We start from the raw sequence: 12,139 nt of genomic DNA on the forward strand, positions 1-12,139 counted from the left end.
CACTTTTTCCGGCACTAACGAGTAATTTTAGCCCCATATTCGGTAATTTCCATATCAATACTTACGGTAATCGGGATTTCAGGAAATATCTCTTCCCAGCGGTCTTTTATTTTCTCCCACTTGCGCGGATGCTGAATACTAAACTGCTTTCCGAAACCGAGCACATCTATTCCATATTGCTTCTGAACCTTTTTGAGCGCCAGACTGGTCAGCCTCCGGACCTCCTTCTCGGTCGCTTCCTCCACCTGCTTTCTGAATGCCGAATCAATCGTTTCATTCGTATTCGCCCATTCTTCAATGAGCCGCCCCTTCGATTCTATGCTTACATGAAAAGAAATATCATCACCTGCTACTTTAGAAGTTATTTTACTTTTCATGCCTTTGACCTCATAGACAACCGGCTGCCGATTCTCATGATAGCTTTTAACCAAGCCGCCTTTCCCATTCCCCATCAGCCATACAGAGCCGATTGTTTCTTCTTCGTTTAAAATCCCCTGCAGCCTTTGCGTTTTACCTTTTATGATAGAGCTGCCGGAAAATTTGACCTCGCCATCTGCCGCAATGACATTTTGCAGCAAATAGCTTTGCTCCCCATGCATTTTCCCCTCCAGCTTCGATAAAGTCATCGGCTCCAATATGCTCAGAGAGCGATAGCGGTTATCAATCAGCCCATAAAGTCGTAAGGATGGGATAACCGTATTATCTTTAGCGACCATCGTACCGCGTGCGCTTCCTTTGCTAACGAGCACCTGACAGCTTGGACGAATGTCATTATCGCGCAAGAAAAAATCCAGCAGCTCATTCATGCTGTATTTTCGTGCCAGCCTTTCATTAATAACAATCACCTTCAAATGATGACCAATGACCGGACGCTCCATCCGTGTTGAAAACTCACGAATAAGCTGAAACATTGAATCTCCGGTTTCCGAAATATTATAATACGGCTTTTGCGAGCTAGCCGTCTGCCCTCCGCCACGCTGGTTTTCTGATTGCACATTAATAATTTGCAGCGTGTATGTGAGCAGCTTGCGCTTGCGATAGTCGCTGCCTTCTTTGCGAAACTGTTTTTCCAGACGCGATTCACTCGCCGGATCCAGTCCCATGCCAACATAGATGCTCTGATCCTCGATCTCATCCTTGCTCCAGCAGCCCGTTTGCAGGAACATCACTGCCGTACATAAGACGATAAGAAACAGGTGTTTTGCTTTATGTCTTATTCGCATGCTTGCCTGTCCTCCATTTCGTTAAAACCAAAAATATAAGGGGCAGTACACCAAACAAATAGATCGCGACTTTGCCAATCCAATCGCCAAGTGTAAACACGTCGTCCAATTTTTTTGGAATAGCAACGATTATGTATACTATGGGCAGCAAGCCGTAGAGGCAGGTTCTCATTTTTATTTTATATAGCTGAGAAATGCCAAGTGATGCACAATAATAAGCAATGGTGAAGCTGGAGTAAATTTGCATAATCCAAATAATAAGCAGCAGAAACTCAAAGCGTTCGAAAATCAAACCGGATAACTCGAAGCTTCTGGCCAGATCCAGCGTCGGCCAATTTCTCGCCATAACTCCATCTGTCGACAATGCCCCGATGACCATAATAACGGTAACGATATAGATGACCAAAGGAACGCTAATACCTGCGCCAACAGCCCGCACATTTTTCTTAGGATGCTGCATGTAGGCGGTCAAAAAAAGAATAATCTCGAAGCCTGTAAAAGAGAGCGACGTTGTCTCAATGCCTTTGAATACAGGCCAGATTCCTTGACCTAATACAGGGCGCAGATTATCCAGCTCAAAAATTTTGAATCCCATCAGCGTAACTAATAAATAAATGACAATAGTCAGCGGCAAAATCAATTCAAACAGGCGAGCAATGGCGCCGATTCCTCCTAGCATGAGATACAGCCCCACCCATAAAAAGACGGCAACGGTTGCCCATTGCGGCGTTCCTTCCAGCAATATAAAGCTGGAGACCTCGACTAAAGAACGGACTTGAAAGGCTGCAGTTGCCGCAAAATAAATAATAATGACAGCGCCTAGCAAATGCCCCAGCCAAGAGCCTATTATTTTCCGACTGAATTCATAGAAGGTTTGGCCGGGATAGGCTTGTGATAAAAGAGCCATAATGGCTCCTGTCACAAGGGCAACAACGCCGCCCAAAATGACGGAAATCCAAGCATCCGGCGTCCCCACCTTATCCACTGCTACACGAGGCAGCGATAAAATGCCGGAGCCTAGCATAAAGTTGGAGATGATGACTGCAACCTGAATCGTCGTTAGTTTTACTTGGGGAAGGCTGCTTTTAGCTTGTTGTTTACCGCTCATTGGCTCACCTTTTTCTTATAGAATCTTGTGGATAAAGCAGCTTTGGCCTTCGCTTCATCATCCGCAGCGGCGCGCGCATAAGAAAATCCTTCCATTCCCCTAAACGGTAAGGAGCAGCAGGGCTGGCATACGGGACACCAAAGCTTTGCAGTCTCGAAATATGTGCACCAAGCAGCAGGGCATACAAGACAACGCCGTACATGCCAAAGGCGGCTGCACAGAACATCGCCGGGAAGCGCAGCATCCGCAAAGAAATGCCTGCACTATATTGCGGTATCGAAAACGAGCATATTGCGGTCAATGCCACGACGATGACGAGGATCGGGCTGACAATTCCTGCCTGTACAGCAGATTCCCCGATAATGAGGCCGCCTACGATTCCCATCGCTGGACCAATCGGCTTCGGCAGACGGAGCCCTGCTTCCCGCAATATCTCAATGGCTATTTCCATAATCAGCGCCTCTAGCAGAGATGAAAAGGGTACACCAACCCTCGTAGCAATGATAGAAATGACCAATTTAGTTGGAATTAAGCCTGGGTGAAAGGAGATGAAGGAAATATAAGTAGCAGGAACGAACAAAGCCATAATGGCGGCGAAAAAGCGCATAATCCTTAGTAGTGTACCTGCGATCCAGCGCTCATAATAATCCTCTGGCGACTGCAGCAGCATACTGAAGGTAACCGGTGCGATTAGAGCAAATGGCGTACCGTCGAGCAAAATCGCTACCTTACCCTCCATTAGGGCTGCTGTCACTCTATCTGGCCTTTCCGTGTTTTGAATTTGCGGAAATGGGCTTAAATAATTATCCTCAATCATCTGCTCGATATAGCCCGATTCCAGCACGTTGTCGATGCGGATTTTAGCTACCCGCCGTCGCACCTCTTCTACTAGATCCGGATTCGCGATTCCTTTCATATAAGCGATATACAGATCCTTCTTCGCCCGCTCACCAACCTGAAGCTTGAGCAAGCACAGGTCTTTATTTTCACCCTGTTTGCGCAGCAAAGCGATATTGTCGGATAGATTTTCATTAAATCCGGCCCTTGGCCCGCGAACGAGCGCTTCCGATATAGGCTCTTCGATGCTGCGGCTTTTGCTCGCCAGCGCGTGGATTAATATGATTTCTTTAATCCCATCAACTATTAAGGCGGTGAATCCTATAAGCACTTTGGAAAGCATCTCTTCCTGCGTTTCCACTTCCATAATTTCACTTGTAGACAACAGCGTATTCTGAATAAGCTCCTTCGAAATCAGCTGATGGTCAAACGAATAGGACATTAATGGTTTTAATACATGCAAATCAATTTGCTCTCTGTCCGTCAGTCCATCACAATACATAATGGCTGCTTTGACCTTTGTCTGACCCAGCTCAAAATTCCGTATATTGACATCTCCATATTCCTTTAACTGCTCTCTGATGGATACTAAACGGCTTTCAATGCTGTTTTCCTTACTCATCACTCAATTCCTTTCCGACTCAGCCCATGTAAAAACGGCTGATAATATAATTGGCACGATTAGCACGGCTAGCGCCTGAAGGAATACAGGGTATTCTGGTATATAGGCTAGAAATGCCTTCATTTTGCACCGCCATCCCTTCGTTTTGCGCTTGATTGAATAAAGTGTATGTTTTCCTGATTTCCCTGTTTTTAACCACTTATTGTGAAAAACAAGGTGAAACGGCTGTCGCCGTCCTATGGCGGCGCAGCGCGTTTCATTCCGAGAAATATAGAGAAAGTATCGCTCAATGCTATACTTTCCTATATTTCAAGGTGAAACGGCAGAAGCCGTTACATGCTTATAATTAAAAAAAGGTACCCACAGTCCGATCACTTTGTTCAAAGTGTCCAGACTATAGGTACCCGTTAAATAAGGCGTGCTTTATTTAATTCTTGCTTGCTAATCTATTTTCCTGAAGCATGCTGCTTAGAGCGGACAAGGCCGAAATAAGCAACCATTCCAAGCATGCTGGCGGTGAAAATAATAACGCCCATCGGCACAGCTGTTTCCTCTCCGGCAATACCGTCGAGTGGCGCGGCTACAGCGCCAAGCATAAAAGGCAGCAAGCCAAGCAAGGCCGATGCACTGCCAGCAATATGAGCCTGATTTTCCATAGCCAGCGAAAACGAAGCAGTAGCTGTAATACCGATCGAGCATACAAAGAAAAATAAGGGAACGACGAGCGACCACAGCGGACCCAGCGCTGAGAAAGAACCTAGCAGCAAAGCGAGCCTGAGCATGAATTTATACAATTATAGAGCCAGCAGCTTAACACCTTTCGGCATTATGGCGCTAATCCGCTCTTTAACAGCCGGCTGGCGCATTTCCTCGCCAAAAATGACAACCGTACCTTGGTCGCTGCTTGTACGAATCAAACGCCCCATGCCCTGTCTTAAGCGCAGCAGCATATAAGGCATATCCACTTCCTCGAAAGGCAGCTTGGCATCCGCACGCCTTGCAGCAAACACTGGATCGTTTGGAGGGAATGGCAGAGACCATACAATGACCTGCGATAAAGACGGACCCGGTATGTCCAGCCCCTCCCAAAGCGTCACAGCACATAGTATGCTGGACTCATCGGCTTGAAATGCCTCAATCAAATGGCTAATTTCCGACGTTCCTTCATAAAGAAACCGTCTTTGCTGCGCAAGCGGCTCGTCATTCATCGCCTGCTTGAAGCTAGCGAGCTCTTCACGAGAAGGGAACAAAATAAGCGTTCCGCCCTCCGCTTCCCCAAGCAGCTTCACCGTTGCCTGCATCTGGTTCGCAAATTCATTCAGTTCCTCAGAATCGGATGCAAGCACCCGCATTTTATTCTCATAATCATATGGCGAAGCAACCGAGAACGACTCGGCCTGCTTAATGCCAAGGCTGTCCATCGTATATTCGAAGGAGCCGTCAACCGACAGCGTAGCCGATGAAAACACAATCGGCATTTTGCGAGAGAACACCTGCTCCTCCAGCACTTCTTTCACCATCTTGGGCATAATCACAAGTGAAATGCCTGACTTATCCTCCATCACCCAGCTAATCGGCTTTTCGGGTTTGCGGAACAGCGAGAGAGCATATTGAATCATCTCCAAATGCTCCTCGACGATTTTGAGCTGATATTCATCAAGCGTGAACAAGCCGCTTTCGAATACAAGCTCCTCCTCAATAAGATCAAGCAGCTGATGCAGTCGGTTGACTTCCTGTATAAGCGTATTGTCCCACAGCAGCTCACGACGATCTGATGCTGCTACAGCGCGGCTGCTTTGCTGGATACGGTCGAATAGCTGCTCGCTTTGCACAATTGCATCCTCAATAGCCAGCGCCAGCGATTCGCGGATTTCCCCTTCCAGCAAACGCGTAATAATGCTCTCAAATACCGCATGGTTGAGCTTATACGTTAATGCCTGCTGCGCCGCTGTTTCCAGTAAATGCCCTTCGTCGAATACGACTGAGCTATGCTCCGGCAGCAAGGGCAGTTGTCCCTCGCGTTTGCGCGCTTCATAAGTCCATACATGCTCCATATAAAAATCATGCGAGCAAATAATTAAATCCGTCGATTTGCGGTAATGATCACGCGACAGCGTCTGTCCGCAGCGATGTCTGCGGCTGCATACCATACAGTCCTGAAAGACGTCCCAGCCGACATGGTCCCATACTTCATCGCTGAGCTCCGGGTAATCCCGGCGATTGCCGTAAGGATGAAAGCTTTGCATTGTTTCCGGTTTATGAACAAAATCCGGCAAGCTGCGGTAAATGTCGTCAAAATGCTCAGCGCCCTCTAATTGAGCGTCGCCGCGTGCATCATCAAGCTTGTTCAAGCAGACATACTGGTCAGGCGATCTTCCCAATCTGCTGTCGATTGTCAGCCCCAAATGACGGGAAAGCTTGGCAATATCGCCTTCCGGCTTTACCAGCTGCTCGATGAGCGATTCATCAGCACAGGCAATAATAGCTGGCCTCTGAGTGTAACGTGCATAGCTAATGGCATAAAGCAAATAAACGAAGGTTTTGCCAGTACCGACGCCCGCTTCGGCGAAAATCGTCTGCTTGTCCGCATAAGCCCGTTCCAGCTGAAACGCCATATAAATTTGCTCATCGCGCAGCTCAAGCCCAGCTTCGGGAAGCTTCTCGTAAAAAACATCCGCGATCCAGTCGCTTGCCTGCTGCATGTAAGGCTGTGACGGGTCAAAATCAAACGGATAATGATGTTGTGTCATACTTTGCAGCGCCTCCAAATAGACGCCCGAACGGCTGCGCTAAAATCACGCAGCCGTTCGGGCGGTTTTTTTCAAATTGAAATTAAAAGTCGGATTTCGGTTTTCTAGGCTGCGGCTTTGGCTTGTTCTGCACGGCTGGCAAATGCTTCATGCTTCTTAGCATCGGTCCTTTGCATAACGGGCAGGTTTGCTCTGCCGAGGCGAATTCATCTCTTACCCACGCTTTGCATTCGGGGTTTTTACATTTCAAAATTTTGGTAGGTAATAATTTCGGTTTCGTAATGTCTTCGCTCGTAGCCAATATATTTTACATCCCTTTCATTTACACGTTCAGGCAATCTGACATAATATATCACTTCATGGACGCTTAAGTCAAGACTCTCAACCCCGCCAGCCTCCCTGATCTAACCAGAAAATGTTACAGTCTACCTTTGTATTTTCCAGTATTGGAAATCATTATTTTTACGTCGATTTGGCCCAGCGTTTTTTGGTTTAATAGAAGCTGTTTGCTGTTATTCAGCTGATGCCAAAGCTTGGCGTCACTGCGATAAAGCTCGCCAAATAAATTTAGCAGATCTGTTTGAGTCGCAAGACCCTTCTCATAGGTAGCCATTATTTCATCGCGAATGGCTTTTGCCGCAAGAGCCTCCATTTCTTTTACTGTTGCCTCTTTAATCATTCCCTCTACAAAGGCTTTCGCCTTCAGTTCAACCTTAAATTGCAATTGCTTGTTGTTGCTAACATGCTGTATTCGGTAATGCGGTTTTACAATAATGAGGTTAGCAGTTGGATCTTCTCTATTTCCGATTAGAAGAACGGAGCGTTTATTTTCTTTTTGCACCCATCTTCTTCCAAGCAATTCTGTTTCTGAAAACCAGCTTGTTTTCTCATTTTGCCGCATAAAAAAAGCCCCCGTAATTTTAAACATCGGCATTTTCCGGGCATCCTCCCTCCATACCTCCTTCGTTATGCCAATCGTAGGAATCATAGCCGTATTGCCCGGCTCATTAAATTCAGCAATTAATTTGAAACCATATTGGGGATCAAGGTTGGAGCGCTGTGCATGGGTATCTTCGGGTGTATCCAAAATGGAATCCAATGCCGGCAGATTAAAAATCGACTTTTGTTTGAATATGTCTACCATCGGCGTCTTCGTTGAATAGAGCAAAATATTATATCGAACCTCGCGATAGCGATTGATAGCCTCGTAGCTCTGCCGAACAATCGCTTGCGATTTTAGAAGCTCCTCATCCACTACAACAACTTTGACATGTCCCCAGAACATTCTGATCTGCGATGTTTCGGACAGCGAGGACAATGATTCTGTCACCGTCTTTCCTGTGCCACGGCCGATCCATACCGGTATGTTTTTCCCTATTTCGTTACTTTCGGATTTTGCCACATTTAAGAAATTCAGCACCTGCGCGTAAGTAATAAAATGTCCATCCTTATAATCAAGTCCGATAGCAGTAACATAAGCCATGTTTTGTATCGGCTTTGAATCAGAGCAGCCTGGACTTAGCAGCAGCAAACCAGCAATAAGTCCCCATTTTAACCATACTCTCATGCTAATCTTCTCCTTGCTTGTCCGAATCAACCGTATGCAACGTTTCTGGCCTTTGTTTCTGCTTTACCCAGGGCAGCCGAAGCGTAGCCGCAAGAAGCTCCTTCATAATAGGAGGAGAATACGGCGACAGATAAGGGACACCGAAGGAGCTGAGCCGTCCCATATATCCAATTAGTACGACAATCCCTAAAATAAATCCGAACATTCCCAGGAATGAAGCCGCTATAAACAGCAGAAAACGGATGACGCTCACCGTCGTGCTTAACGATTGATTGACGAGTGTCGCTCCAGCTACTGCCGTAATTGCCCCCACAACGACGACACTCGGCGAAACAAAGCCTGCCCGAATAGCAGAGTCTCCAATAATTAAACCGCCAATGACAGTTAAGCTTTGACCGATGGAGCTTGGCAGACGGACACCGGCCTCTCTGAATATTTCCAGCAGCAGGAGCAAAATTAAAAATTCCAACGCTCCTGAAAATGGCAGTCCAACTCGGGTAGCAGCCATCGTTGCCATCAGCCTATACGGTATTTGATCTTGATGAAACGCAGAAAGCGCAATCCACAGCCCCGGCAGCAAAATAGAAATAAAAAAACTGAATATACGCAGCAAGCGCGCAAAGGAAACGTATTGAAAATTAAAATACAAGTCTTCTGGTGATTTCAACATGAGCAGAAAGGTGCTAGGCCCAATTAAGACCATTGGATTGCCATCCACGATAACGATAAATCTGCCTGCCAGCAAGCTGCTTACGGCATAATCCGGTCGGCCAGTAAAGTCGAGCAAAGGAAACAAGCTATACTTCTCTTCCACAAGCATCTCTTCTAATTGGTTAATGCTGTAAAGCCCATCCACATCAATGCTATTTAAACGATTCCTCACCTCGTGCAGCACATTTGGCGAAATAATGTCGTCGATGTACAATAAACCAACCTTCGTTCTCGTTCTTCTGCCAAGCGTTACCGTCTCGTAGCATAAAGATTGGCTGCGAATCCGCTTGCGAATGAGAGCCACATTAATGCCAATATCCTCGACAAAGCCATCTCTAGGCCCTTTAATCGATACTTCCGTTGTTGATTCCTCCGGTGTACGATTAGGGTGATGAGCGAGCGTCATTCGAAATAACGCCTTCGTCTCATTAAATAGGAGCAGCAAATCACCTTGAAAAATCCACTCGCAAAGCTGCTCTGGCAGCGCATCCGTAGTTGCTGGAATGAGCGGCAGCGTCCCGTATAATTTGCCCGATTGCAAATGAGCAAACCCATTTTTAAAGTATAGCTGTTCTAGATCCGGTAGAATATATTTTCCAATTTGAGAGGTATCGCATAATCCTTCGCTATAAATAAGGATGACCTCTGAACGCACATCTTCATCAAATTGGAATCGCTGGATTAACACATCTGCAGAATGCGGAAATAAGGCGGAAATTGACTGCAGGCTCCACGGCTTGGCAGGCTCAAGCTTTGTTTTGTTCATGCCAGACTCCCCTTCCCCTGCCGCTTCAGCAAAGCGATTGTAATGAATATGGCCGAAAGAACCAAAACCGCGGACAGCGTAACGGGGAAATAATAGTGATAAAGCCATAGATAAGAGGAGTAACCATTAATGGGCATGAATCCCAAGAGAATATAGCCGAGTGTCAACAGGAGAATGAGTCGCTGCGCCGCCTTCTTGTTTGGTAAGGGGATCAGTTCTCCCAATAAAAACATCGCAAAGCTTATACGAATAACGGCTCCGGACAGCCACTGAAATTCTGATAAAAAATCTACATGCTCAATATTACCGAATTTAACAAGCCTCCACTGCTCAAAGGGGGATTCCATCTGCTTCGCCGCTTCTACATGTCCAAACTCCGCAATGCCTCCGATTACAGGCCCAAGCGTAATATAAATTAAGAGGACGGCCAAAATGAGAAGCTGCCATGCCTTAACCCGGGATTTGATGCGATGCTGAACAGCCAAAAGCATTATCATTTCTACAAATCCACCACCAACATAAATCATGCCATGAATGGCAGGCTGCCAGCCATGTTCAAGGACAGGCTGCAAAAGACGATAATCCTTCTGTGGCGTATTGGCTATCGCCACAAAGTAACCCAGCAATATGACTATGGGAAGCATAATACCTGCAGCGATCGCAATCATGCGAATGCCAGATATTGCAAAATAACAGCATACGAGACACAGGGTGATAATTAAAGCCGATCTTGGCGTATTGGGCATATAATTGGTTGTGGTCCATCTGACCGTATCAATCAATGTAAATCCCCCGATGAAAAGCAATTGTAAACAAATCGGAATGATCATCAGCCAAGCTACGAATGGATTCGTCTTGGATGCCAGCCAAGGGTGCAATTTCTGTTGACCGGATTTCCTCATAAATAGAACAAGCAGTATGCACCATGGAAGAAATAATACACCTGTCAATAAGACGGAAATCCATGCATCTCTGCCCGAAGCTTCCAAAATTAAAGGATTCACAATGACATGATTCGTTAAACCGACCGTCATCATAAGAATCATGCAAATTTGTAGAAAGCTTACTTGATGCAGCGCCTTAACCATCTCGAATTCCACCCCAAGCGTTTATTTTAAATGATAATAGCACTTATAGGTTTCCTTATTGCTCCAATTTTATACGCATCATGGTTTAGCAAGCATGCTGATTCCATCCTCCAATTGTCCTGAGAGCGAAAGCACATCATAATAAATCCACTTTTCCGGATCTATCGTTTGCACCTTGCCTTGGCGGACAGCCGACAATTCCCTCCAGATAGGATTGTGCTGCAATTTCTTATAGGTTAGGGCAGCCTCCGCCCCATATACGATGATAAACAACCGATCGGCTTCATATTGCCAGAGCTGCTCGATCGCTACCTTCCTGCCGTATTGGTTAGGATGTTTAGCAAGCTCGCTTTGAACAAGCGGGGGTGGCTGCAAACCAAAGGAACGATACATGACCTCGCCCGCATTACGATCCCCAAGTACAAATAGCTCCTCTCCTTCTATGACGAGAAGGCCAACCGTTTCATTCACATTTAAATAGGGCTTGATCCGCCAGTGAGCCTCCGCTCGCTTCATTTCGTAGCCGTCGATCCAGCTCTGTGCCTGTTTGCTCACCCCAAGCAAATCACCGATCTCCTGTAAATGCCCCGTTGCTTGCAGCCCCATCCATGGAATGTTTACAATCGGAGCTATACGCTCAAGCCTTTGTTGTATTTCAATGTCTAACGTGTCACTACTAATGATAAGATCAGGTTTTAGTGCAGTCATTTTGTCGTAATAGAAAGTTGACTTATCTCCAATGCTAGAAATGGCTTCTCCTGAACGCCTAGCATAATAGCCCAAATGATACGCAGGTGCGCCAACCGGCTTTATGCCAAGCGCTAGCAGCGCACAAGCATAATCGATGGACATAATGTTATACTTGCGCGTGTTGACATATACTCGCGGCGGTACACCTGTTACCTGCTTAAAGCGACGGTTAAAATAATAGCTGTCGCGGAATCCGACCTGCTCTGCAATGTCAGAAAGCGGCTGCCGAGAAATAAGCAGCAGTTCCTTGGCCTTGCGTATTCGCAGCTCTGTTACATATTCATGAGGCGTTGAGCCTGTTATTTTTTTGAATAAAACAATGTATTGCTTTGTGCCAAGGCCAGCCTGCTCTGCTAACTGCTTCGTACTTATCTCCTCGTGATAATGGTCTTTTAAAAAAGAAACAGTCCGTTCAACGGCTTGCATGGAAGTGGTCGTTTCTGAGACGACCGTATTTTGCTCTAGGATCGCATACATAAGCTTCTGGAAACGAAAATAATAGCTGAGCCGATCTTTCTCACTTTTAGAATTTTTCATGGCGATCAGCTTGCGTATTCCCGCCAGCATTCGACCGAAAGGCTTGATTATCATTTCGCCATGAGCGAAAGGAAGAGGAAGGCTGCTGTTGAGTGGAGAGCAAACGATGTCAAAGGTCATGCACATATAGTGCAACTCCTTCTCCTCTCCTCCATCAGCGGCGATGTCAAGCTTTGCACC

General features: G+C 46.3%; 9 protein-coding genes and 1 pseudogene. All 10 read right to left on the minus strand.

The genetic code is table 11. The features are described 5' to 3' along the window. Positions 1-14: 14 nt before the first annotated feature. A complete protein-coding gene (locus MHB80_RS15130) occupies positions 15-1,223 on the minus strand; it encodes a Ger(x)C family spore germination protein (RefSeq protein ID WP_341277781.1) in 1,209 nt (402 codons plus the stop codon). Further along, on the minus strand, positions 1,207-2,331 hold the full coding sequence (locus MHB80_RS15135) for a spore germination protein (protein WP_341277782.1): 1,125 nt from the start codon (positions 2,329-2,331) through the stop codon (positions 1,207-1,209). The genes MHB80_RS15130 and MHB80_RS15135 overlap by 17 nt, the downstream gene beginning before the upstream one ends. Positions 2,332-2,335: 4 nt before the next feature. Next, positions 2,336-3,751, minus strand: a pseudogene (locus tag MHB80_RS15140) (spore germination protein); the annotation flags it as partial. A gap of 485 nt (positions 3,752-4,236) precedes the next feature. Beyond that, positions 4,237-4,584, minus strand: coding sequence for a hypothetical protein (locus MHB80_RS15145; protein WP_341277783.1), 348 nt, complete (start codon positions 4,582-4,584; stop codon positions 4,237-4,239). Next, the gene (locus tag MHB80_RS15150) at positions 4,585-6,540 is read right to left on the minus strand and encodes an ATP-dependent DNA helicase (protein WP_341277784.1); all 1,956 of its coding nucleotides are present in this window, start codon (positions 6,538-6,540) and stop codon (positions 4,585-4,587) included. An 82-nt stretch (positions 6,541-6,622) separates the two neighbouring features. After that, on the minus strand, positions 6,623-6,841 hold the full coding sequence (locus MHB80_RS15155) for a cold-inducible protein YdjO-related protein (protein ID WP_338551421.1): 219 nt from the start codon (positions 6,839-6,841) through the stop codon (positions 6,623-6,625). A gap of 117 nt (positions 6,842-6,958) precedes the next feature. Next, positions 6,959-8,107 (minus strand): Ger(x)C family spore germination C-terminal domain-containing protein, encoded by a 1,149-nt coding sequence (locus MHB80_RS15160; protein WP_341277785.1) that lies wholly within the window; start codon positions 8,105-8,107, stop codon positions 6,959-6,961. Between the two features lies 1 nt (position 8,108). Next, positions 8,109-9,584 carry a spore germination protein gene (locus tag MHB80_RS15165; RefSeq protein WP_341277786.1) on the minus strand — a complete coding sequence of 492 codons (1,476 nt, stop codon included), beginning with the start codon at positions 9,582-9,584 and terminating at the stop codon, positions 8,109-8,111. Beyond that, the gene (locus MHB80_RS15170; RefSeq protein ID WP_341277787.1) at positions 9,581-10,672 is read right to left on the minus strand and encodes an endospore germination permease; all 1,092 of its coding nucleotides are present in this window, start codon (positions 10,670-10,672) and stop codon (positions 9,581-9,583) included. Before MHB80_RS15170 ends, MHB80_RS15165 begins: the two co-directional genes overlap by 4 nt. Before the next feature lie 78 nt (positions 10,673-10,750). Next, complete coding sequence (locus MHB80_RS15175; protein WP_341277788.1) at positions 10,751-12,085, minus strand: AraC family transcriptional regulator; 1,335 nt, start codon at positions 12,083-12,085, stop codon at positions 10,751-10,753. Positions 12,086-12,139: the final 54 nt, after the last annotated feature.

Origin of the sequence: Paenibacillus sp. FSL H8-0537 (assembly GCF_038051995.1) — a bacterium.
Classification (GTDB): domain Bacteria; phylum Bacillota; class Bacilli; order Paenibacillales; family Paenibacillaceae; genus Pristimantibacillus.